The sequence below is a fragment of the Tenacibaculum singaporense genome, assembly GCF_003867015.1.
GTDB lineage: Bacteria > Bacteroidota > Bacteroidia > Flavobacteriales > Flavobacteriaceae > Polaribacter > Polaribacter singaporensis.
The window spans coordinates 1,832,985-1,857,441 of the sequence record NZ_CP032548.1 but is presented as its reverse complement, the minus strand read 5'-3'; the positions used below and the strand labels follow the sequence as shown (position 1 = coordinate 1,857,441).

General features: G+C 31.0%; 23 protein-coding genes. 11 read left to right on the top strand and 12 right to left on the bottom strand.

What is annotated here, in order from left to right; translation table 11 throughout:
* Positions 1–4: 4 nt before the first annotated feature.
* The 8 genes from D6T69_RS08230 to D6T69_RS08195 all read right to left on the bottom strand — a co-directional run bounded on the left by D6T69_RS08230 (position 5) and on the right by D6T69_RS08195 (position 10,395).
* The gene (locus D6T69_RS08230; RefSeq protein ID WP_125067289.1) at positions 5–496 is read right to left on the bottom strand and encodes a hypothetical protein; all 492 of its coding nucleotides are present in this window, start codon (positions 494–496) and stop codon (positions 5–7) included.
* A 168-nt stretch (positions 497–664) separates the two neighbouring features.
* Entirely contained in the window at positions 665–3,130 is a 2,466-nt protein-coding gene (locus tag D6T69_RS08225; protein ID WP_240628290.1) for a TonB-dependent receptor family protein, read from the bottom strand.
* Positions 3,120–4,484: an HTTM domain-containing protein gene (locus D6T69_RS08220; protein WP_125067288.1), complete on the bottom strand. Its 1,365-nt coding sequence runs from the start codon at positions 4,482–4,484 to the stop codon at positions 3,120–3,122. The genes D6T69_RS08225 and D6T69_RS08220 overlap by 11 nt, the downstream gene beginning before the upstream one ends.
* Positions 4,485–4,584: 100 nt before the next feature.
* Positions 4,585–5,697: an imelysin family protein gene (locus D6T69_RS08215; protein WP_125067287.1), complete on the bottom strand. Its 1,113-nt coding sequence runs from the start codon at positions 5,695–5,697 to the stop codon at positions 4,585–4,587.
* A gap of 98 nt (positions 5,698–5,795) precedes the next feature.
* Complete coding sequence (locus D6T69_RS08210) at positions 5,796–6,995, bottom strand: DUF4856 domain-containing protein (RefSeq protein ID WP_125067286.1); 1,200 nt, start codon at positions 6,993–6,995, stop codon at positions 5,796–5,798.
* Positions 6,996–7,125: 130 nt separating this feature from the next.
* Positions 7,126–8,691 (bottom strand): bifunctional metallophosphatase/5'-nucleotidase, encoded by a 1,566-nt coding sequence (locus tag D6T69_RS08205; RefSeq protein ID WP_125067285.1) that lies wholly within the window; start codon positions 8,689–8,691, stop codon positions 7,126–7,128.
* A gap of 36 nt (positions 8,692–8,727) precedes the next feature.
* Positions 8,728–9,534, bottom strand: a complete 807-nt coding sequence (locus D6T69_RS08200) for a hypothetical protein (protein ID WP_125067284.1) — start codon at positions 9,532–9,534, stop codon at positions 8,728–8,730.
* On the bottom strand, positions 9,535–10,395 hold the full coding sequence (locus D6T69_RS08195; protein ID WP_125067283.1) for a hydroxymethylglutaryl-CoA lyase: 861 nt from the start codon (positions 10,393–10,395) through the stop codon (positions 9,535–9,537).
* 191 nt (positions 10,396–10,586) lie between these two features.
* Here D6T69_RS08195 and D6T69_RS08190 point away from each other — a divergent pair, with 191 nt between their 5' ends.
* From D6T69_RS08190 to D6T69_RS08180, 3 genes are read left to right on the top strand one after another with little or no spacing between them, the layout of a single operon-like run.
* Complete coding sequence (locus D6T69_RS08190; protein WP_125067282.1) at positions 10,587–11,162, top strand: RNA polymerase sigma factor; 576 nt, start codon at positions 10,587–10,589, stop codon at positions 11,160–11,162.
* Positions 11,152–11,682 (top strand): hypothetical protein, encoded by a 531-nt coding sequence (locus D6T69_RS08185; protein ID WP_125067281.1) that lies wholly within the window; start codon positions 11,152–11,154, stop codon positions 11,680–11,682. The genes D6T69_RS08190 and D6T69_RS08185 overlap by 11 nt, the downstream gene beginning before the upstream one ends.
* A complete protein-coding gene (locus D6T69_RS08180; RefSeq protein ID WP_125067280.1) occupies positions 11,669–12,739 on the top strand; it encodes a hypothetical protein in 1,071 nt (356 codons plus the stop codon). Before D6T69_RS08185 ends, D6T69_RS08180 begins: the two co-directional genes overlap by 14 nt.
* On the opposite strand, the gene D6T69_RS16225 is transcribed toward D6T69_RS08180, so the two are convergent.
* Complete coding sequence (locus D6T69_RS16225) at positions 12,702–13,391, bottom strand: lysoplasmalogenase family protein (protein ID WP_369919152.1); 690 nt, start codon at positions 13,389–13,391, stop codon at positions 12,702–12,704. The two genes, D6T69_RS08180 and D6T69_RS16225, sit on opposite strands and share 38 nt — an antisense overlap.
* A gap of 26 nt (positions 13,392–13,417) precedes the next feature.
* Here D6T69_RS16225 and D6T69_RS08170 point away from each other — a divergent pair, with 26 nt between their 5' ends.
* Positions 13,418–14,146 (top strand): head GIN domain-containing protein, encoded by a 729-nt coding sequence (locus D6T69_RS08170; RefSeq protein WP_125067278.1) that lies wholly within the window; start codon positions 13,418–13,420, stop codon positions 14,144–14,146.
* Between the two features lie 76 nt (positions 14,147–14,222).
* Here the strand turns inward: D6T69_RS08170 and D6T69_RS08165 are convergent, their stop codons facing one another.
* Positions 14,223–16,862 (bottom strand): valine--tRNA ligase, encoded by a 2,640-nt coding sequence (locus D6T69_RS08165; protein WP_125067277.1) that lies wholly within the window; start codon positions 16,860–16,862, stop codon positions 14,223–14,225.
* A gap of 187 nt (positions 16,863–17,049) precedes the next feature.
* Between D6T69_RS08165 and D6T69_RS08160 the strand changes: the two genes are divergently transcribed.
* Entirely contained in the window at positions 17,050–17,454 is a 405-nt protein-coding gene (locus tag D6T69_RS08160) for a DUF1573 domain-containing protein (protein WP_099216580.1), read from the top strand.
* A gap of 49 nt (positions 17,455–17,503) precedes the next feature.
* Here D6T69_RS08160 and D6T69_RS08155 read toward each other — a convergent pair whose 3' ends face one another.
* Positions 17,504–18,844: an aspartyl protease family protein gene (locus tag D6T69_RS08155; protein WP_125067276.1), complete on the bottom strand. Its 1,341-nt coding sequence runs from the start codon at positions 18,842–18,844 to the stop codon at positions 17,504–17,506.
* 157 nt (positions 18,845–19,001) lie between these two features.
* Here D6T69_RS08155 and D6T69_RS08150 point away from each other — a divergent pair, with 157 nt between their 5' ends.
* Together D6T69_RS08150 and murB are read left to right on the top strand one after the other, a co-directional pair.
* Entirely contained in the window at positions 19,002–20,192 is a 1,191-nt protein-coding gene (locus tag D6T69_RS08150) for a pyridoxal phosphate-dependent aminotransferase (RefSeq protein ID WP_125067275.1), read from the top strand.
* A complete protein-coding gene (murB, locus tag D6T69_RS08145) occupies positions 20,193–21,203 on the top strand; it encodes a UDP-N-acetylmuramate dehydrogenase (protein WP_125067274.1) in 1,011 nt (336 codons plus the stop codon). It begins immediately after the preceding gene.
* A 49-nt stretch (positions 21,204–21,252) separates the two neighbouring features.
* Here the strand turns inward: murB and aqpZ are convergent, their stop codons facing one another.
* The gene (gene aqpZ / locus D6T69_RS08140) at positions 21,253–21,939 is read right to left on the bottom strand and encodes an aquaporin Z (RefSeq protein ID WP_125067273.1); all 687 of its coding nucleotides are present in this window, start codon (positions 21,937–21,939) and stop codon (positions 21,253–21,255) included.
* Between the two features lie 133 nt (positions 21,940–22,072).
* Between aqpZ and D6T69_RS08135 the strand changes: the two genes are divergently transcribed.
* From D6T69_RS08135 to D6T69_RS08125, 4 genes are all read left to right on the top strand, one after another.
* On the top strand, positions 22,073–22,276 hold the full coding sequence (locus tag D6T69_RS08135) for a membrane or secreted protein (protein ID WP_099216576.1): 204 nt from the start codon (positions 22,073–22,075) through the stop codon (positions 22,274–22,276).
* A gap of 219 nt (positions 22,277–22,495) precedes the next feature.
* A complete protein-coding gene (locus tag D6T69_RS08130) occupies positions 22,496–23,059 on the top strand; it encodes an RNA polymerase sigma factor (protein WP_125067272.1) in 564 nt (187 codons plus the stop codon).
* 28 nt (positions 23,060–23,087) lie between these two features.
* The gene (locus D6T69_RS16180; RefSeq protein WP_262706656.1) at positions 23,088–23,216 is read left to right on the top strand and encodes a hypothetical protein; all 129 of its coding nucleotides are present in this window, start codon (positions 23,088–23,090) and stop codon (positions 23,214–23,216) included.
* Between the two features lie 12 nt (positions 23,217–23,228).
* On the top strand, positions 23,229–24,449 hold the full coding sequence (locus D6T69_RS08125) for an NRAMP family divalent metal transporter (protein ID WP_125067271.1): 1,221 nt from the start codon (positions 23,229–23,231) through the stop codon (positions 24,447–24,449).
* Positions 24,450–24,457: the final 8 nt, after the last annotated feature.

Here is a 24,457-nt window from a genome sequence, read left to right as displayed (position 1 = left end):
CCTCTTAACCTTGTCCATTAACAGGAGTAGTTACAGTTCCTCTATCAGTTTCTGGATCATCATTTTCGCTACGTACTAAAATCATATCTACAGATGGAGTTCCTTCATCTAATTGATAGGCAAACTGTACATAATATAAGTCGTATTGGCTAGCTACTTCATCACAATTAAACTCTACTCTAAAGTCTCTACAACTTACCGTATCGTATCCACCATCTTTATTTAAGATTTGTGTTGGCGTTACTCCGTAGTAGTTTAAATAGATTTCGTTTCCTTGTAGTTGTAATCCGTTTGTGTTATCTACTGGGTTTAATGTATTGTCTGGTAAGTAAGCTAAAACCGTTACGGTGTTAGGAGTTGTACTGTTTCCAGATTCATCTCTAGACATGTTTACTAAAGGGCCTGTAGGTACATTATCAACACTAATATTGGTGTCAAATTTTTTAAAGTCTTTTAATGTTAATGTAACTCCGTTAACGTTTACTGGGTTTCCCATCTTTTATAATTTTTTAATTTGGTTATTGGCTAAATTTACAATTATAAAAAGAAAAGAAAAAATAGTTTGTTAATAATTTATAAGAGCTTTAGAGAAAATTCTCTTTTGTAAAACTTCTCTTTTTTCTACCGAGTAAAAAAGGGAGAAACCGAAGCTTCTCCCTTTATTTTAAATTTTGAACTGTAATGTTACATACCAGTTTCTCGGAGCGGATGGTATAATACCTGGTCCTGGATATCCTGTTGCCCTTCGTGTAAAGTATTTTTCGTCTAACAGGTTATTTACTCCTGCTTCTAACTTGAAAATTTTGTATTTGTAAGAAGCTGAGAAGTCTAATACTCCATAAGCAGGAATTTCACCTACTACTCCACTTATTTTAGCGATACTTGAATTTGAGTCTGCTATAACAGCATTCGATGCATCAGAAAATTGTTGTGTTAGGTAAGTATATTGTAAACTTGATAATAAGTTTTTATATCCGAACTTAACACCGGTTTTAAAGTTAAATTCTGGCACAAATTCTACTTTATTACCTACAATTCCATTTGCTATTGAAGAGGTATACTCTGAGTTTGTATAGGAAGTATTTACAAAGTAATTAAAGTTATAATCGCTATTTATATCAAACATCTTTTTTAGGTTCAAATCAAAAAGACTCTCTACACCAAGAATTCTTGCATCCCCAATATTATCTCTTTCTGGCTTACCATCTGATCTTGTATAAATACCTATTCTATCATTATAAAAAAGTCCAAAAACACTTACATCATATGATACAACTTTATTAAAATCTCCCCTTACTCCTATATCGGCTGTAAATCCTTTTTCATCTGTAATATCTTCTGCTATTGCAAAAGCAGGATTTGCAGTACTGATATCTGCAAAGGTTACTGAACGGTAGTTTTGTGAAACATTCCCGTAAAATTCTATTGAGGTGTTAGGCTTATAACTAGTTCCTACTCCTAATAGTAAAAAAGTACGTTCTTTTGTTTCTTCCTCGTCTCTTTCATTTCTATTTATCACATTCCCCGCTGCATCAGTAGTAATATCAGTTATGAATTCTTCTCTTTCGGTTTTTATATGTTCTAAACGAAAACCTGGAGTTACTGACCATTGATCATTTAAATAGAAAATATTCTCTCCAAACAATGCAATATTTAAATTAGGAAATGTACTGTTTGATTGTCTTGGATAGTTTGGATACTCTTCTGAGTAAATTTTAAAGTCAGCATCTGACAATTCAGATCCCGGGCCTTGCGCTGATGTGTTATTTGCTTTATAAAACTTACTCCCTATTAAAAAAGTAGCTTTTTTATTGAATAACTCATATTCTGATAATAACCTAGCTTCAAATCCGAAGTTATTAAAATCTCCTTTTATAACTTGTCTTTCTCTCCCTGGGTCTTCATCACTAACTCTATTGGTTCTATATCCTACCGCGTCTCTTGAAGCATTTAAACCAAAGAAATTAAACGTGAAATTTGTTTTATCTGAAAAACGATGAGCCAACTTAAGGTTGTACAAAAACCAATCTACTTGAAACCAATTACGTTCTCTATTACTCTGAAAAGGATTTTCTACAAACATAGCGTCAGTTAACCCTCCAGCTTGCTGAGCTACATATTTCAAATATGTTATTTCTGCTTCTAACTTTGTTCTGTCTGAAATCTCATATCCTAAATGTGTAAAGGCATTTTTTGAATCGAATTCAGAATTCGGACGGAAACCATCTCCTTGCTTGTAATTATAATATCCGTAGTAGCTAAATTTACCTTTGGTTCCTCCAATACTTGTAAAATTGGTAAATAAGTTATTACTTCCTAAGGTATTTCTTGTAATTATTTCTAATGGTTTGTTAGGGTTTGGTTTCTTCATTATAAAGTTAACTAGTCCTCCAAACTGCGTTCCATATTGTAACGAAGCAGCCCCTCTTACAATTTGAATTTCATTCAATGCTTCCGCTGGTGGTGTATAATAACTTTCTGGATACCCTAACACATCTGCACTAATATCGTATCCGTTTTGACGTGTATTAAAATTGGATGTTCTGTTAGGGTCTAATCCTCTACCACCAATATTTAATTGTAAACCTGCATCGTCATTTTGAAAAATGTTTAATCCTGCTACTTGACTGTATAACTGGCGTGCATTATTAGAAGCTAACGCAGCTGTAGATTGATTTACTAAAACAACTTCTGTCTTTTTTCCTGCAAAAATTGCCGTTTCTTCCACATCTTTTAAGCGCTTTAACTCAAACACTTTTCTTCGTTGTGCTTTGATTTGTATTTCTGATAGCTCTTCAGAAAAAGAGTTTAATTGAACATTTAATACAACGTCTTTTACAACAGTTACTTTAACTTCTTTTAATTGGTAATCTTCTACATAGAACAACAATTCTAATTGTTCTTTTTCTGCTGTAAACTGATAAAATCCTTTACTGTTAGTCTCTGCTAACAATCTACCCGTTTTGTTATATACTTTTACATTTTGCAACTTCGTATTTATTTCAGAGGTTACCACTCCTGAAACTTTGTTTTGAGCAAAAGTTGAAGCTGTAAAAAATAACAATACACATACTAACTTTACTATATTTTGAGCTAATTGTGTGTGTTTGAACATGTATTTATAGTCCATAAATTTTAATTTTATCAGTAAAAGGTAATATCCAATCTTTGTGTTTAAAACTTTCTTTTTGTTTATATAAATCTACCTTTGAGTTTATATATGGTTGACTTAATCGTCCGTTTAATGCTACAAAACTTTCTACATAGACTTCTATATTTTTGTGACCGTCTTTTTTAAAATGATCTCCTAAATAATGAGCATATTCCAAAATAAAATCAGGCTGAAAACTCATTTGCTTTTCTTGAAAAGAGGTTAAAAAATCAGCATTGTTTACATAAAAAAACTTCCCTGTTTCTCCATCTACAATTTTAAAATTTGCATAGCCTGCTTTTTCTATTAACATAACTCGCCACGAAAAACGAAAACCTTCTTCTGTCCAAAATAATTCTCCTGGATACAATAAGTAACGCCATGGTAATAGAATTTGAAGTACAAAAAGAGTTCCTAAGATTGATAGGATGACTTTCTTTTTAAGTTTTGTATATGTGTAATCTTTGACTTCTTCAACTGTTTCTGATGAAATTGAGAACACTCTCTTTATAAATTGAATAATTTTCTCGTGCAAAGAAGCATCGAAAAAAATGAGTGTTGCAACAATCATTATAAAAGGAAACATGCCTATAGGAAATAAAACCCTAGTGAATACATGGAAGAATACGACCAATCCGAAAGCTAACAGACGTGTTCTTTTGTATAGTAATAAAAAAGGAATTGATAAGTCATACAAAGCTCCACTCCAACTCATCGCGTAGTGAAACCATTCTTGTTGCATTAAGTTATTTCCTATAAATGGTAAATCGTATTTTGACGGCAACCATATTTTTAAAGGTTGTGCTCTAAATAACCAATCAGAATTTAATTTTGCTAAACCAGCATAAAAGTAAACAATTCCTAATAGCAATTTTACGCTATCAATTGTCCATTTTGGCACATTTATATATTCTCTTTTTCTTAGGTAAGCATCTAAAGAAAAACGAGCGTTTGCTGGTAAAAAGATTAGTACAAAACTTAGTATGCTTATAAAGTAGTAATGGTTTAAATAGGTTGTTTTATCCATTAACTCTATATAAGTAAAGCTTAGAAAAAATGTTACAATAGCTAATCTATATTTAAACCCTAAAGCTACGAATGCTGCTGATAAACCACTAATTACAAATAGTAAATATGTGTAATTCCCAATAGGTTTTACCCATTCAAAACCGTAATATGAAAAGTGAAATGTAGGTTGCACATATAGTTTTTCTATCCAACCATGGTACCAAAATCGGATGATACCAAAAAGCATCATAATCCCAAAAAAAACACGAAAAACAGCCAAAGGGGCTGAATTTATTTGCTTTGAAAGGTAGTTTTTAGAAATCATTTTATGATATGCTTCACCTACAAAAAGTATGACTATTAAGTTATTTTTTTAATAAAAGCTGCCTATTTTCATAGACAGCTTTATAATTTTTTTTCAGTGATTAATCTCCGTCGGCATCAACATAATCTACGCTAACATTAAATGCTTGTAGCATGTCAACTTTAAGATACACCACTACTTTTTGCAACTCATCAAATGCTTTTGTCATTTGAGTATTGTCTGTGTTTATTTGTTGATAAAAATCATCATTTAATGTACCAACCTGTGTTTCAGCTGTATTAAACTGTGCATTTATTAAGTTTACTAAATCTCCTCTTTTTAAGTACTCTAAATAACTTTTAAAACTAATTCCAGAACCCGCTGCGTTAAAGTTATTTCCGTTAAAAAAATCTTGAACAGCATTTAATGCTTCTAATGCTAATGCTTTTGATGCTACTCGATTGTAATATGCTTCTACTTTTTCTGGCAATGGTGTTGATGAAAAGTTTCCTGCTGGTATTCCAAACTTATTAGCTCTTAAGCCTTTTTCATAATAAAAAATAAAATCGTTTACCAACTTATTTAATGATGAACTAGCTGTATTGCCCGTAGAGGCAACAAATTGATCTCTATAACTTCCTTTCCAATCATTAAGAATTGTCGTTGTTAATCCACTCATTTGAGCAATCACATCAGTTATATACTTTTTGTAATTAGCGGCATTTGCATCTGTTGTATATTTTTCTAAAATAGCAGTGTCGTTTGCTGCTACTCCGTACAATAAATAATCTAATGCAGGAAAACCTTGAGCATCGTGATTATTAGAACTATTTAAATCGTATGTTCCGTTACTTATATTACTTTCAACATCTGCAACTGTTACAGGATAAATATTAAAGAAAAAAACAAAGCTTTCTACTCCTAACTCTTCTGCCTTACCTATGTTAAACATTTCTACATGTTGCCATGCTTTGTAAGCATTTAACCAAGCGGTACGCACTTCTGCTAAAGTTGTTGCATTTGGAGTATCTGTAAAAGAAGTAGCTTTTGTTTCTAACGTAGTTAACTGGCTATCAAACGCTTCAAAAGAAGGAATGATAATATTATCTGCTAAATGTGTTAGTATTTCTCCTCTATCAAAGCCATCTGATGGTGTTGGGTTATCTGAACTATCTGAACTACATGCGTAAACTATAACTGCAAGTAATAGGAAAGGTAAAAACTTTTTAATCATTTTTATTTCTATTTATTCTAAATAAAACTTTTGCAAATATAAAAAGTAGCTATGAAATCATAACTACTTTTTATAAGAATTCTTAAATTATTTGCTTGTTAGCTCCCTGCTTCTGTAACAGTGAAGTTAAATTTAGCAGCGATTGTTTCTGAAACAGTATCTAATGTTGCTGGTGTAGTATCTTCCCATAATCCATTTCCTGTTCCTAATAAGTCTTCTAATAACCCTTCTACTTCTGCCTTTGTAAAATATGCTTCTTTAGCATTGTTTTTACGAGTAAACTGTAAACTATAGATAAATCCTAAACCTTCAGAAATAGCATGAAATGCTGCTGCCTTATCTGTTGCCCAGTTATTTTTACCTTGTTGTAAGTAATATACTCCTCTAATTGCAATTACATGTGAAATTTTTTCACGAATGATTTCTGCTTGCTTGTTACGAACATCATAGTTTTTTGCAACAATAGCAGCTCTTCCCAATTTAAATGCGTTGTAAATATCATCTGCTATACCAGCAAAATCAGCATCTCCATTTACTTTTGCTAAATATTCGTTTAAAAACTTATCTGCTTCTAATACTGGTTCAGCTGGATTAGCTTCGTTACCATATAAATAACCGTAAGCTTCATCCCACTTATGCTCCATTGTTGTATAACTTTTTCCTTCCTCTACAACATCCTTATCGTTGTTAGTAACATTACTTCCTGCATCTAAGACAGCTGTACCTAAATAATTATTTAACATTTGATCAACCATTAAACCTCCGATTAATGATTTTGCAAAAATTTGGTTTAACTCAACTCCTTTTCCATTTATGTATCTAATAGATCCTCCTCCATTTTGTTGAAGTTTACCTGCTGTTCCAGCAACTGCGTCAACATCCCAGTTTGGAAATACAACATCTACCTGCTCTTTTATCCAAGCATCAAATTGAGCTTTTATAGCATTCGCTTCTGTTGTGTTTGCTGAAAAGAACTCTGCTGAAGCTGCTGTTTTACTACGTACATTTTTACCTGAAGCGTTTAATGTTGCATCAGTAAAATCTGCATCTCCTTCAGCATGTGCAAACATTTTGTTTAAATCCGCTTCTGTTTTTGCTGTATTTTTTAATGCAGTAATTAATTCAGTAGCCATTTTAATTCGAGTCGTTTGTCCAGAAAAACTTACTGTAGACTCATTATTTCTTTCAAATTTATAAGTTGCTGGTGCTTTTACTGAATTTACAGGTTCATCATCACTTGAACATGAAGTAAATACCAAAGCTGAAACAGCTATCATAGAAAGGATTACTCTTTTCATTTTATTTAGATTAAGTTTTAATTAATTTTATTCGGCAAATTTATATAAGAAATCTAACCTTGCAAATCTTATTAAGACTTATTTTAAATAATTTTCAACAGTTTTAACTACTTAATTAATATACAGAGTTTTAAATCTGATTTTGTTTAAGAAAGTTAACAACTGCTTTACGTATATCATAGGCTACCTCTCCTACCTCAGGTGTATAAACATTTATAACTCCTTCACTTTTGTTTGAGAGCATAGGAATATCAAGTCCTCTTAACAAATAATCTGAAAAAGCAACTGTGTAAGTTTGATTTTCTTGTAGTTTTCCATTTTTAAGCTCCCATAGTCCATTTACTTTTTTTGCATTAAATCGTTGTAAGTAGGCACCTGTTCCTGAAGATTCAACACCAAAATCTAATACTTCCTTTAATAAACTTCCCTTAATTTTAACTTTTAAAATCTCGCCTCCATAAGGTAATACTCTAAAAATATCTACAGCATTTACATCTCCAGATAAAACATCATCTATTCGTACAGACCCTCCGTTTACTAAAGCACAATCTACTTCATTATTATATGCTAAACTCATAGATTCTGCAATGATTTTTCCCATATTGGTTTGTACCGTTCTAATAGTACTTTCTCTTGCATCTAAAGGTTCTGTTGCTTTATATATTACCTCATAAGGATTCGATACTACTTCTTGAATTTTATCTTCTAAAACTACTTGCCATTTATCAACAACCTCTTTTACTTTAGCATCAAAAGGAATCGATTTATTAATTTCTTTTAACTCAGATTTAAAGTTAACTCCTTTCGTTTTTGGATTGTATTCAAACCTATGAATATAGGCTGTTTTTGCGTTAGCATCTGCCTTTGTTATTGTTACCTCACCTACCTCGGTATAACTATTTGTATGCTCATGTCCTCCAATAATTAATGGCACGTTTGGTAAAAGTTTTGCTATTTCTTTATCCTGTGTAAGTGATGCATGGGTTAAGCCTAATACAATATCAACATTGTCTTTTATTTCGTTATAAGAACGTTGTATTTCTTTATACATATCTCCATAATGCACATAACTTTTAGGATTAGATGGAATACAAACACTTATAAATCCTACTTTTAAAGTAGTTCCATCAGGGTTTTTAAATTCTTTAATAAAAGTATCTTTTAAGCTTTGTTTTTTACCATCAACTACTTTATGAAAATAAGAATGCTTACCGTCAACATTATGTAATACATTGGCAGAAATCCAATCAAACTTACTCTCATTCAAACGATCTTGTAGGTGTGTAAAACTTAAATCAAATTCGTGATTTCCAAATGCTACAAGGTCAAAATTCATAGCATTCATAACCTCTACCATTTGTTTTCCTCTTACTCTTTCTCCATTATATTTCATTGTTCCTAGTAAAGAGGGTGATAAAAAGTCTCCCGCCAATACTAACATGGTATTCTTACTCTCCTCTAAAAGCTGCTTATGTACGGTTTCAACTCTTGCCATCCCTCCATACATTCCTCCTTGAATTGGAGCAATTTCATATACATCATTTAACTGTAATATTGTGAAATAGGTTTTATCAGTATCTTTTTTAAACTGATATGTTGTTTCTGAAGAAGTTGAATTATTTTTCTTTTGGGAAGAACCACAACTAACTAAAGTGTAAGTTATTAAAAGTAGTAATAGGATTTTAAATTGCTTCATTTGGCTTTTTTTATAAGAAAACCAAATTTACGAATTCTAATGAAGATATTGACGTGTGTTCTGTCTTATCATTTTTCTGTATTCTACCAATTCAGGGAATTGGTAAAAGAAGTTTATTTTTTTATGTGCTATAGTTCTAGGTTTCTTTATTTTAGGTCTTAACACAAAAGCTGTCCAGCTTTCAACAATATCTTCTTCTGGACTTTCCGCTGCATAGTCTGTAAGAAACTCTGTTCTGTTATTTAAATATAAATCATATAATTTTTCTACACAATTTGCCTCTGTATAACAGTATTTTCGTTGAATAACATCCCAACGGTTTAATAATGCTCCTTTCCAAAATATATTAACAAACCTATTAATATAACTATCTTTATAGGCCTCTCCCTCAAGAGTTAAATATAGCTCTCCTTCTTCTTGTTTTCTTTTATTCGTTGGCCTTATTTGAGTTCTATTTAGTGTTAGTAAATGTCCAAACTCATGAACTAAAGTATACACTGACTCGTGTAATCTTCTTTTATCTTTTGTTTCAAAATTAACGTCTCTTATATCAATTTCTAATTGCCATTTGTCATTCTTTGAACTCAATGCAACCAAGGCTCCTGTTTTTTCATCTACACCATCCGTCATTAAAACAATACGTTTTATGTATTTCTGAGTCAGTTCTTTTGGAAAAATTCTATTAAACTCTCCCCAATAATAAGCTGCTAATTCATCACTTACTGACTGATTTTTAATTATTTTACTTCCATTCACATCCCACACTCCTATTCTTTCACTATCCTTAGATTGAGAAAAAGCTGAGAAAAAGAAAAAAAGAAAAATAATATTTAACCTCATCATCTATAAAAAAACTTCTAGTGCCTTGTTATAAGCACTTTCAAAACTCATTGGTTTAATATTGGTTGCTACTTTATTTGCCGTAAAATAAGACAGTAATTTTTCAGTTGGCATATTCCCTGTTAACTCATCTTTAGCCATCGGACAACCTCCATACCCTTTAATAGCTCCATCAAAACGTCGGCAACCTGCTTTAAAAGCACTGTCAACTTTTTCATGCCATTTAGTTGGTGTTGTATGTAAATGAGCTCCGAATTCTATTTGAGGGTAACTAGGTATTAAGTTTGAAAATAAGTAGTCTATATCTTCAGGCGTTGAGCTCCCAATTGTGTCTGACAAAGATAAGATTTTAACGCCAAACGACGAAAGCTTTTCCGTCCATTCTCCTACTATTTCAACACTCCAAGGATCTCCATACGGATTACCAAACCCCATTGACAAATAAGCTACTACCTCTTTATTTGTTCGATTAGCGATAGCTAATACTTCCTTTAAGGTATCTATAGATTGATCTATTGTTTTGTGCGTATTACGCATTTGAAAATTCTCTGATATTGAAAAAGGATACCCTAAATAATCAATCTCTTCAAACTGTGATGCATCATTTGCTCCTCTTACATTTGCTACAATTGCTAAAAGTTTACTTGTAGTAGATGATAAATCTAATTTTGACAAAACTTCAGCTGTATCTCTCATCTGCGGAATTGCCTTTGGTGACACAAAACTTCCAAAATCAATCGTATCAAATCCCACTTTTAACAGTGAATTGATGTATTTAGCCTTCGTCTCTGTGGGAATAAAATGGCTTTTAATTCCTTGCATAGCATCCCTTGGACATTCAATAATTTTAACACTGTTAACCATTGTGTCAAATATACATATTTTGATTCATTTTTTTTACTTAGCATTGCTTCCTCAACTTCAACAAAAAAACAAACATCCAACCAGTTAATTATCAATAAAATAACAAACACCAAAGCTTAGAAACTGAAAAATATTTATTTTTATTGATGTAAACTGTCACAATTTAAAAGTTAAATTGTCTCTAGTATAGAATGATTTCATTGGAGTCGCAACAAACACATATCAACCAACTAATCGAACGCTGTAGAAAAAACGATAATTCTGCACAAATGCAGGTATATCAGAGCTATTACAAAGCTATGTATAATACATCATATCGTATTTTAAAAGACGAGTTCGAAGCAGAAGATTTAATTCAAGAAGCATTTTTAACTGCTTTTATGAAGTTAGATAGCTTTAAAGGTGAAGTTACTTTTGGTGCATGGTTAAAAAGAATTGTAATTAACAAGAGTTTAACCCAATTAAAAAAAGTTACTCGATATGATGAAGTACGAATGGACGTGATTCCTAGCTATGAAGTAGAAGATATTGAGATAGACTATAGTTCTTTAGAAGTTAAAAGAGTTATAAACTGTTTACAAAGTTTAAAGGATAATTACAGAATTGTATTGACCTTGAATCTTATTGAAGGTTATGATTATGATGAAATCGCTCAGATATTAAATTACACTAATGAAAATGTGCGAACAACAGTATCTAGAGCAAAAAAGAAGTTAAAACAAGTATTAGCAGCTAATACTAATAAAACACAAATATATGGAGGATAAACTACATCAGTTTTTTAAAGAAAATGATTTTGATGTTTTTGAACCTCATCAAGGACATTTAAATCGATTTCAACGAAAACTAGAGTCGCCAAAACGAGCTAAAAAACCATCTTATTTTTGGATGAGCATAGCAGCGTCAGTTGTATTAGTTTTAGGATTTTATCTTGGTAGTTACCAACAAAAAAACACCTACGACTTAGCCGATATTTCACCTAAGATGGCAGAAGCTCAAAACTTTTTTGTTACGACCATAAATCAAGAGTTAAAGGAAGTTGAACAATACAGAAGTTTAGAAACTGAAATGGTTATTGAAGATTCTTTAAATGAAATTGAAGAGCTAGAAGACCAATACAAAACGCTCGTAAAAGAACTATCTAAAAGAGAAAATAAACATCAAATTATCAGAGAAATGATACAAAATTATCAACAACGATTAGATGTATTAGAAAAACTTCTTTTACGATTAGAATTACAACAAAACCCTGCAAAATTAGAAATATTAGAAGATGAAATTATATAAAATACTTTTCCTACTGCTATTCATTCCTACACTTTTGGTAGCTAATGATAAAAAACACGAAAAAAGCAAAAACATACGTAAAACTTTTTCTGTTAACAAAAACGCAACCTTATACATTAACAACAAATATGGTAATGTAAATGTAGCTACTTGGAACGAAAACAGAATAGAGATTAATGTCAAAATAACCGTTAAAGGTAATGACTTATCTAACGTTGAACGTAAGTTAAAAGCAATTGATGTTCAATTTGAATCTACACCTAGTTTAGTAGAAGCCAGAACCATTATTGAAAAAACAAAATCAAGCTGGTCTTGGTGGGGTAGCAATAACACAAACTATAAGATTAACTACTTTGTTAAAATGCCAATCACCAACAATGCTGATTTAAACAATAAATACGGAAACATTGAGCTAGATAAACTAGAAGGTAAATCTAATATTAATTGTGATTATGGTAAAATACAAATTGACCAATTATTAAATGAAACTAATAACATTAATTTAGATTATTGTGGTACTTCTGAAATTAACTTTATGAAATCAGGAAACTTAAGTGTTGATTACTCTAAGTTAACCATTCAAAAATCAGAAAGCTTAAAAGTAAACGCAGATTATTCTACCATGAAAATTGGTACTGCAACCGATGTTGATTTTAATAGTGATTATGGAAGTATTTCTGTAGATGATGCCTCAAACATTAATGGTAATTCTGATTATGCTAGCATAAAAATAGGAACTCTTAGAAAGAACTTAAAAATTAATACCGATTACGGTGGTGTAAGAGTTAGAAATATTGAAAAAGGTTTTCAAAGTATTGTTATTGATGGTAGTTATGCTGGAATTAAACTTGGCACTAGTAGTGACAACAACTTTAATTTTATTGTTGACTTAGGCTATGCTGGATTTGGATATCCTGATGATCATGTAAAAATGTTTAAAAGCATTAATAAATCATCTAAAAAATATTATGAAGGTACTTTTGGTAAAAATAATTCAAGTTCTACCATTACTATAAAGTCTAGATACGGAGGCGTTTCTTTAAAACTGAATGATTAAAGACTCTCTTTTTCTCTATCATAGAGACACAAATTAAATAACGAGCCACATAATACACTATAGTATATGTGACAACATAGTAGAGTTTATAATCTATATATTTATTATATGCTATTAGAAAATCAGCAGTAATAATTAGAAAGATTCCTAGGAAGAAAAATAAATTTTCTTTACTCATTTTATTCAAAAAATTGAAAAAAGTTATCCCTACTATAGTCGCATTCAAAAAGCATATTATAAAAATTGAGTACGAAAGTTCTTTTAAATAGGGTCTTAATAAAACCGAAATAATTAAAAAAAGTATTAAACCTGGTATAAGGTAGGTAAGCAATGTTTTAAGTTTTGTTTTGTACATAGCCTTTCTTGCTATTATTAAATATAAAACTCTATTTAATAACAATAAAAAAACGCCTCCCTTTAAAAAGTCTTCCTCAAAAATAAAAAGGGCGTCTGATACAACAGAGCTCATTAAAATAAGTAGATACCAATAATTTATTTTTTGAGAAGAACTCAAGTATAAAAAAGATAAAAACTGTAATGAAAAAATTTTTAAGATTAGCTCTGTAATAGGTTTATCAACATCAATAAAAAACAATGATAAAATACTAGCTACAATATAAGCTATACTAAAGATTTTAAAGCTAAATGACATCATACTAACGCTAAATATAACTAAAAATGAAAAAACAACTTATTACTACCGTTTTAATTCTCTTATCGTTCACCGTTAACTCTCAAAGTTGGTGGAGTTCTAAAAAAATTAAAGGTAACGGAAAAGTTATTACTGAAACCAGAAAGATTAGTTCTTTTGACAAAGTGAATGTTGGAGGTTCCTTTGATGTTTATCTAATTGATGGAACTGAAGGTAAAATAACCTTAGAAGGAGAAGATAATATTTTAAAATATATTGAAACCGAAGTAAAAAGAGGAAAGTTAAATATTCACTTTAAAGAAAATACTAATATTAAAACCACAAAAAAACTAATAGTTACTGTTCCTTTTGAAGATATAGAGTCAATTGCTTTAGGTGGATCAGGAAATGTAATTGCTAAAAAACGTATACGAGCTGATGAGGCGTCTTTTGCTATAGGTGGGTCAGGAAATATAACTGCTAGTGTTGAAGCTAACACAGTTAAAACATCTATAGGTGGATCAGGAAATATTAAGCTAAAAGGAAAAACTGATAACTTAAAATGTGCTATTGGTGGTTCTGGAAATGTAAAAGGTTACGATTTAAAAACTAACTCTTTAAAAGCTAGCATTGCTGGTTCTGGTGATGTATTAGCTACCGTTAGTAACAAAATTAAAGCTACAGTAGTAGGCTCTGGAAGTGTATATTACAAAGGAAAACCTTCACAAATAGATAGTAACTCTTTAGGTTCTGGAGATGTTATTGATAGAAATTAAAATTCTCAAAAACGATTATAAAAAAAATCCGCTGTAAGTTTACAGCGGATTTTTTATTAATCTAGATTTACTTTCTTTATTGCAACGAAGTTAAACTCGCTTTAATCGTTTCAATTTTTGCTAATGTATCTGATTCTTTTTTACGTTCTAGGGCTATTACTTGCTCTGGTGCATTGCTTACAAATCGCTCATTAGACAACTTCTTTTGAATTCCTATTAAAAAGCCTTCTGCTCTTTTTAACTCTGCATTTAGCTTAGTTATTTCTGCTTCTACATCGATTGTATCTAATGAAATTGGAACAAAATATTCATTTGATTTTACACGAAAAGATGCTGCTCCATCAACTTTATCAGAAACATAGTTAACTTCTGAAGCATTCGTTAACTTTTTAATTACTACATCAAATTCTTTTGTAAAGTTTTCGTTATTTACAACAGACAATTCAACCGCGTCTTTAAACGAAATGTTTTTATTTTTTCTAATTGTTCTAATTCCTGAGACAACCCCTGTAGCAAATTCAAAATTCGTTATCAATTCTTCATTTGTTTCTCCTACTGTTGGATATTTAGCTATAATTAATGCATCTTCAGGAGTTCTTTCTGTAATGTGTTGCCAAATTTCCTCTGTTAAGAAAGGCATAAATGGATGTAATACTTTTAAATTATTCTCTAACACCTCTATTACAGCCTTATAAGTTTCTGCATCAATTGGTTGTTGGTATCCTGGTTTTACAATTTCTAATAACCATGATGAAAAATCATCAGTAATTAATTTATAAATTGCCATTAACGCATCTGATAAACGGTACTTACTAAAGTGATCTTCTATTTCTAACAACACTTTATTAAACTTAGCCTCATACCAAGCTAATCCTATTTTAGCCGTTTCTGGTTGTGCTAAACTTTCATCTACTTCCCACCCTTTAATTAAACGGAAGGTATTCCATATCTTATTAGCAAATCCTTTTCCTTGCTGGCATAAATCTTCATCAAATAATAAATCATTTCCTGCTGCGGCACTTAATAACAACCCTACACGTACTCCATCAGCTCCAAAATCTTCAATTAACTTTAAAGCATCTGGTGAGTTCCCTAAGGATTTACTCATTTTTCTACGTTGCTTATCACGTACTAATCCTGTTAAGTATACATTTTCAAACGGACGTTCATCTTTGTATTCATATCCAGCAATAATCATACGTGCCACCCAGAAAAATAAAATATCTGGCCCAGTTACTAAATCATTGGTTGGATAGTAGTACTTTATTTCTTCATTTTCTGGATTACGAATTCCATCGAAAACCGACATTGGCCATAACCAAGAAGAGAACCAAGTATCTAGCGCATCTGGATCTTGTTTTAAATCAGAAGCACTTAATGATGTATTCCCTGTTTTTTCTTGGGCTAATTTTACTGCATCTTCAATATTTTCAGCTACTACAAAATCTTCCTTTCCATCTCCAAAATAGAAAGCAGGAATTTGTTGTCCCCACCATAATTGACGAGAAATATTCCAATCACGAATGTTTTCCATCCAGTGGCGGTATGTATTTTCAAACTTTTTTGGGAATAACTTCACTTCTCTATCTTCTCCTAATACAGCTTCAATAGCTGGCTTTACCAACTCTTCCATTTTTAAGAACCATTGATCCGATAATCTTGGTTCAATTACCGCTTTCGTTCTTTCTGAAGTTCCAACTTTATTAGTGTGAACTTCTGTTTTAACTAAGTAACCTTTCTCCTCTAATTCTTTAGATATTTCCTTTCTAACAACAAAACGGTCTTTTCCTTCATAATGTAATCCAAAAGAATTTAAGGTAGCGTCTTCATTAAAAATATCGATTACTTCTAAGTTATGCTTATCTCCTAAGGTTTTATCATTTTCATCGTGTGCAGGAGTTACTTTTAAGCAACCTGTACCAAACTCAACATCAACATACTCATCCTCTATAATCGGAATTTCTCTATTACATAAAGGTACAATTGCTTTCTTTCCTTTTAAATGTGTGAAACGCTCATCATTAGGGTTGATACAAATAGCTGTATCTCCTAAAATAGTTTCAGGACGTGTAGTTGCAATAGTTACTTTTTCATCAGAACCTACTATATCGTACTGTAAGTAATATAAATTACCTTGACGTTCTTCGTAGATAACTTCTTCGTCAGAAAGTGTAGTTTTTGCTTCTGGATCCCAATTTACCATACGATATCCACGGTAAATTAACCCTTTATTATATAAATCTACAAATACCTTAATTACTGATTCTGACAATGCAGGATCCATCGTAAATGCAGTACGTTCCCAATCACAAGAAGCTCCTAACTTTTTTAACTGATCTAAAATAATTCCTCCATACTCATTTTTCCATTCCCAAGCATGCGCTAAGAATTCTTCACGAGTTAAATCATTTTTATCAATACCTTGTTCTTTTAATTTTGCTACTACTTTTGCTTCAGTAGCAATTGAGGCGTGGTCAGTACCTGGAACCCAACACGCATTTTTTCCTTGTAAACGAGCACGACGAATTAACACATCTTGAATTGTATTATTTAACATATGCCCCATATGTAATACTCCTGTAACGTTTGGTGGCGGTATAACAATTGTATAGGGTTCGCGTTCATCTACTTCTGAATGAAAGTAATTGTGCTTCATCCAGTAATCGTACCATTTTCCTTCTACTTCTTTAGAATTATATTTTGATGGAATATTCATATGTTATGTATATCTTTATGGTTAATAATTTAACATTTTTTAACCTTTGGCATTGTTTTTGAAAATTGATTAGCAAAAATACAACTATCTATGAGGTACAGAAAATTAGAGGTTGTTTTTTTAGAACTTAAAGAAATAATACTAAATTTGTAGCGGTTAATACCCTAAAAAATTAATTTTTAACATTATGAGAACAATTTTATCATTTATCGCTGTTTGCTTTATTACCTTAACAGTAAGCGCTCAAGAATTTAAATTTGAAACTGAAACTATTGACTATGGAAAAATAGCTTATGGGTCTGAAGGAAAACGCGTATTTGAATTCACAAACATAGGTGATGCTCCTATTATTATTAAGGATATCGTATCTCCTTGTGGATGTACAGTACCTACTAAACCTGAAGAACCAATTATGCCTGGTAAAAAAGGACAAATTGAAGTTTCTTACGATACAAAAAGATTAGGTGGTTTCTCTAAGACTTTAACTGTTATTTCAAATGCTAAAAACAAAAGAAAAAGAGTTAAAATTAAAGGATTTATCGTTAAAGATGCTACTCCAGCTAAAGAGAAAAGTACAGTAAGTGACAGCTAAAAACTTATTCTATACATATAAAAAAAGCTCAACAAATGTTGAGCTTTTTTTATATCCTTTGTTCTAGCTTAAACATAAATTTAAGCTTAACCCCTCCCCTTTCTACTTCGATCCTTATTTTTTTACCTGGTTTTGTATGGAACATATCTATAATTTCATTTAAATGATATTCATGTGCCGCCTTTCCATTAATTCTCTTTATTACATCACCTACTTGAATCCCTGCTTTAAAAGCCGGTGAGCTTTCTACTACTTTATCTATTTTATACTTAGGTTTAAAACGATAAAAATATGTACTCACTAAAGAAATTACATTCCCTTTAGGTGTTTGATTATTTGAATTGTAGATATCTGCTAATTTAGTTGCTGCTTTTTCTTTTATTAATTCTTGTCCATCATACACTATGTGTAAACCACTCATATTATAATAAAAACCTTTCTTTAATGAAGCATTCTTTTTAAGTACAACCCTTTTATTTGGGTAATCAACCCAAACTTTAAAGCGTTTTAAAATTCCTCCACCAATGCTACCATTTCTCTCTTTAAACTTTCTAGCATTAAATGTTGATGAAGAATCTAAAAAAGACACTGTTGGCTCTTCTATTTTAAACTTCCCTATAGAAATTTTGGGAACTCTACTTCGATTACCATAAATGGTACCACTAAACCCTTCCCCTATTATATCTTTAAAAAACTTCTTAGGTGTTTTAAGCTCCTTTTTTGTTCCTTCAAATAACCAAACAGCATCACTACCACCTGTATCTATTAAAAGTTTTACTGGTAACATTTTATTAGTTACTGTATCTACCTGTACATTAACGTCTATATATGGTTTATTTCTATAAAATTGTAAAGGAAAACTTTCACATTTACTACATATATTCAAATCATATGTTTTTGGATTATAAAAGTCAATCCGTTTATTTATATAGTTAATCTTAACTATAACGTCTTTTAATAAATCATATCCTATAATACCATGAATAGTTGTCCCCATTTTAGCAGAAATATCAAAAGCATCTTTTAAAATAACATATAATCCTTTATTAGAACTAGCAATGTTTTTAATTCTAAAATTATTACCTCTAGAAAACAAGGCCTCTACCGGTTCCCCACTCCCCAAACCTCTTATAAACACCTTTTTTACATTATTTAAGCCAACACTATCTTTAGAAGATAGGTTAAATAAGATTGTCTTATTTACACCAGTATCTAAGATAAATGATAACTGATGCCCATTAATTTCTAAGGGAATGACTACTAAATTATTAATTAATTGAAATCTTAAAGATTGTTTATCAGTTTCCTTGCCTAAAAACTGAAAATTTTGTTGAGTAAAGGCAGATACGCTAAAAAAAAGCGTAAAAAAATATAGTAATAATCTATTCAAAAGAACTTGTTTTATGGTTATATACTTAAAGATACAATCTTCATTTTATAAATTCTGGTTTTTATGATTTTTTTAACCGTTTTTTTTCCAATAAACATTCCAATACTCTCAAATATATTTCGCAATTTTGCTTTTCAAACAACTAATTTATATTAAAATGCCATCAATTTCTAGTAAAGGAAATGCTATGCCTCAATCACCAATTCGTAAATTGGTTCCTTTTGCTGAGGCTGCTAAAAAAAATGGAACAAAAGTTTATCATTTAAATATTGGTCAACCTGATATTAAAACACCACAAGTTGCTTTAGATGCAGTAAAAAATAATACTATTGAAGTATTATCATATGCTAGATCTGAAGGTTCAGAAGAATACAGAACCAAACTAGCTAATTATTATGCTAAAAATGATATTCATGTAACGGCTAATAATATTATTGCTACTACAGGAGGTTCAGAGGCTTTATTATTTACTATTGGTAGTATTACCGATCCAGGTGATGAAATCATTATCCCCGAACCTTTTTATGCTAACTACAATGGTTTTTCTACTGCTTCAGGAGTAAATGTTGTTCCTGTAATTTCTAAAATTGAAGACAACTTTGCTTTGCCTGCTATTGAAGATTTTGAGAAATTAATTACTTCAAAAACTAAAGCAATTTTAATTTGTAATCCAGGAAATCCAACTGGATATTTATACAGCAAAGAAGAAATTGAAAAACTAAAACAAATTGTATTAAAACATGATTTGTTTCTAATAGCTGATGAAGTGTATCGTGAATTTACATACGATGGTGAAAAGCACAATTCAGTAATGGCTTTAGAAGGATTAGAACAAAATGCTATTATGATTGATTCTGTATCAAAGCGTTACAGTATGTGTGGTGCAAGGATTGGTTGTATTGTTTCTAAAAATGAAGAATTTATTGGAACAGCTATTAAATTTGCTCAAGCGCGTCTAAGCCCTCCAACCTATGCCTTAATTGCCAGTGAAGCCGCTTTAGATACTCCTCAAAGTTATTTTGATGAAGTTATAGAAGAATATGAAGATCGTAGAAATACCTTAATTTCTGAGTTACAAAAAATTGAAGGAGTAAAAGTTGCCAATCCTAAAGGTGCTTTTTACTGTGTTGCTGAATTACCAGTAAAAGACAGTGACGATTTTGCTCAATGGATTTTAGAAAAATTCAGCGATAATAATGAAACGGTAATGGTAGCTCCTGCAAGTGGATTCTATTCTACCGAAGGTGAAGGAAAAAATCAGGTGCGTATTGCCTATGTTTTAAACAAAGCCGATTTAAAACGTTCAGTTGAGATATTAAAAATCGCCTTAGAAAAATATAATAGTTAATTGAATATTCAAGAAAACATATCTTTAAAAGAGTACAACACGTTTGGCATTGATGTAAATGCCAAACGTTTTGTTTCTATTACTTCTGTATACCAACTACAACAGCTTTTAAAAGAAGAAAAAAATGTCTTTTTAATTTCTGGTGGTAGTAACATGTTACTTACCAAAGATATTGATACTTTAGTTGTACATATTGACATTAAAGGAGTTTCTATTGATAGAGAAAACCCTAACAATATTCACCTAACAGTAAATGCTGGTGAAAACTGGCACGAGTTTGTGTTGTGGTGCGTTTCTCAAAACTATGGTGGACTGGAAAACTTATCTCTAATCCCTGGAAATGTAGGTACTTGTCCTATCCAAAATATTGGTGCTTACGGTGTTGAAGTAAAAGATACTATCACAAAAGTAGAAGCTGTTGAAATAGAAACAGGAAAATTGGTTTCTTTTTCTGCGGAAGAATGTCAGTTTGGATACCGTAATTCCATCTTTAAAAACGAAGCCAAAGGGAAATATGTGTTGACTTCAGTAAGTTTTCAACTCACTAAAAACAATCACAAACTTAATACTTCCTACGGAGCTATTGAATCTGAGTTAGCTTCAAAAGATATTACAAATCCAACTATTAAAGATATTTCTGATGCTGTAATCGCCATACGTCAATCAAAATTACCAGATCCAAAAGAAATAGGAAACAGTGGTAGTTTCTTTAAAAATCCAGTAATTTCAAGAGAACATTTTGAAACACTTCAGAAAAAGTATCCTAATATTCCTAGTTATGTTATTTCTGATACTGAAATTAAAGTACCAGCTGGTTGGTTAATTGAACAAAGTGGATTTAAAGGAAAGCGTTTTGGCGACTATGGAGTCCACGAAAAGCAAGCCTTAGTCTTAGTAAATTATGGAAGTGCTAAAGGAAATGAAATTTATGAATTGGTACAAAAAATTCAACACACTATTAAAGACAAATTTAATATTGATCTAGAAATAGAAGTCAATATTATTAAATAAAAAAAGAGGTGTATTAATACACCTCTTTTTTTATTTCTACTTCCTTTTGCTACTCTTTATCAAACAGGGCCTTATAAATTAAACCTCCCACAATTGCCCCAACAATTGGTGCTACCCAAAACAACCATACCTGCGATAAGTAATCTCCTCCTGCAAACAATGCTTGACTCATAGAACGGGCTGGATTTACAGATGTATTCGTTATAGGAATACTAATTAAATGAATTAAAGTTAACCCTAAACCAATTGCAATTGGAGCAAAACCTTTCGGAGCATTTTTATGAATACTTCCTAAAATAATTAGCAAGAAAAACATAGTTAATAAAAACTCTGTTAAGAAAGCCGCTCCAATGTTATATCCTCCTGGAGATAAATTTCCATAACCGTTTGATGCAAAACCTCCTAGTGACTCAAAACCATCATTATCTGATACAATTAAGTATAAAAAAGAAGCTGCCAACACAGCCCCTATTAATTGTGAAATAATATATGGCACCACTTCTTTAGCAGTATGATTTCCACCAACCCAAAGTCCAATGGTAACTGCAGGATTGAAATGACCTCCAGAAATATGTCCTACAGCATACGCCATTGTTAATACTGTTAAACCAAATGCTAGAGCTACTCCTGCAAAACCAATTCCTAACTCAGGAAAACCAGCTGCAAAAATTGCGCTACCACAACCTCCGAAAACTAACCAAAATGTTCCGAAGAATTCAGCAAAATATTTTTTCATATTCATGTTTTTAAATTAATTGATTATATTATTAAGACCCTCAAACACATAAAAGTCACAACCTTATAAATCTCTCTTTATTTTATATAGAAAAACAGGAAGTTTGTATCTTTGCAATACAAAACAATACATCATGAAATTAATTTTTGTTACCATAGGATTATTAGCATTAGCATTTGCTGGAATTGCCATTAAAATTTGGGCAAAAAAAGACGGGGAATTTGCTGGTACATGTGCTAGTCAAAACCCAATGCTAAACGAAAGCGGTGAAGCTTGCGGATTTTGTGGTAAAACCCCTGACCAGTTTGATACTTGTAATGAGCCTCAACATAACTAAGTAAGCACCGCTTAACTATTTACTTTTTTTATAATATTTAAAATACTATCTACACTTTTGTAGTAGTTATAACTCTACAGGTAGTATATTTATTCAACATTTCTATCTTGGAAATGTCCATTAAGAAAATTTTGTTTTCTTATTACCATTCCTTGATATTTGTATAGTATTGCTTCAAATTAGTATCTTTATATCAAATCAAATTTCGAAACCTAAGCATTGGAAATAAATCAAGAAAAAGTACTCCACCACATTCAACAAGCAAAAAAAGGAAATCAAATATCTTTTAATTATTTGTTAGATACTTTTTGGGGAACTGTGTACGCTTTTCAGCTTAAAAAAACTAAAAATGATAACGATGCTGAAGATATTACTATTCAAACTTTTTCCAAAGCTTTTGACAGAATTGAAACTTTTGATGAAAGCTATCAGTTTAAAACTTGGTTAATTACAATTTCTAAAAACGTATACATCGATTCTCTTCGAAAGAAAAAATCTACCATATATACACAAACAACTGAAGAACAAGAAAAAGAAGTGTATGCTGTTGTTGATGATGCTCCTTCTCCTGAAGACAAAATTATTACTGAACAAAACTTAGCAAAACTTCTAAAGGACATTAAAAAATTAAAACCAAAGTATCAAGATGTCATCAACCTTCGTTACTTTCAAGAATTAAGTTATAAAGAAATTTCTGAGCACATTGGGGAACCGATAAATAATGTGAAAGTAAAATTATTACGTGCAAAAAAATTATTAGCTGAAATAATAAAGAAATCATAAATTGCAAAACCATAAAAATCAAAACTTTATGATTTTACAGTTTAATGCAACAAGAAAATATCTACATAAAAAAGAATTTCAACCAAAAAGAGAAGAAAAAAAGCATCTAGAAACTTTGTTTGAAAAGTTAAAAGATGGTGACTATTTAAACTTTTAAGCTCTCTTTTTCATGAAAAAATCTCTCTTAAACCTATTAGGCCCTGGACTATTATTTGCTGGTGCTGCCATAGGTGTTTCTCATTTAGTGCAATCAACTAGAGCTGGTGCGGATTTTGGCTTTGGTTTACTATGGGCTTTACTCCTAGTACACATTATCAAATATCCTTTTTTTCAATTTGGTCCTCGATATGCTACAGCAACAGGGGAAACACTTTTAGATGGTTATAAAAGACTCGGTAAAGGAGTTTTAATCAGCTACTTTATCTTAAATCTTGCTACTATGTTTACCATACAAGCAGCTGTTACTATTGTTACAGCTAGTTTAGCCTCTAATCTTTTTGGTATTTCGCTTGATTTAGTTGCGTGGTCTGTACTCATTATGCTCGTTAGTATTATTCTATTAGGTATAGGTAAATACAAGTTTTTAGATAACTTAATGAAATACATTATTGCTATTTTAACCATTAGCACTATAGTAGCCGTTAACATTGCATTAGTTAAAACTGATAAAGGCTTCAGTTTTCAACAAATAATACCAAGTGGAACAGCACAGGTAACCTTTTTAATTGCCTTCCTTGGCTGGATGCCTGCACCGTTAGATATTTCTATTTGGCACTCTTTATGGTCAGTAGAAAAAGACAAAACTACTTTTATCAAAATAAAACCTAAACAAGCTATTTTTGATTTTAATGTCGGATATATTGGAGCTTTATTTTTGGGGGTTTGTTTTGTTATGCTAGGTGCATTAGTTATGTATCAGTCGGGAGAATCATTCTCTAGTAAAGGAACTGTTTTTGCTTCTCAACTAATAAATTTATACACAAAAAACTTAGGTGAATTTTCTTCTGTATTCATTGGGGTTGCAGCTTTTACAACTATGTTTAGCACCACCATTACAACATTAGATGCTTCTCCAAGAGCTATGGAAAAATCTTCTTTTTTACTTTTTCCGAAAACAATAAAATTAGGCTATTGGTTTTGGTTAGTATTGTTAACACTTGGAACCTCTATTATTTTATATTATTTTTTAAGTGATATGGTATTTCTTGTACGAATAGCCACAGTTTTATCTTTTTTAACTGCTCCTTTTTATGCCATTCTAAACTACATTTTAATTACTGGTAAGCACACTCCAAAAAAATACAGACCAAATATAGGTTTACGTATTTTGAGCCTTATCGGTATTGTTTTTTTATTCGGATTTAGTATTTGGTTTTTACTTAGTTTATAAATCTTTTC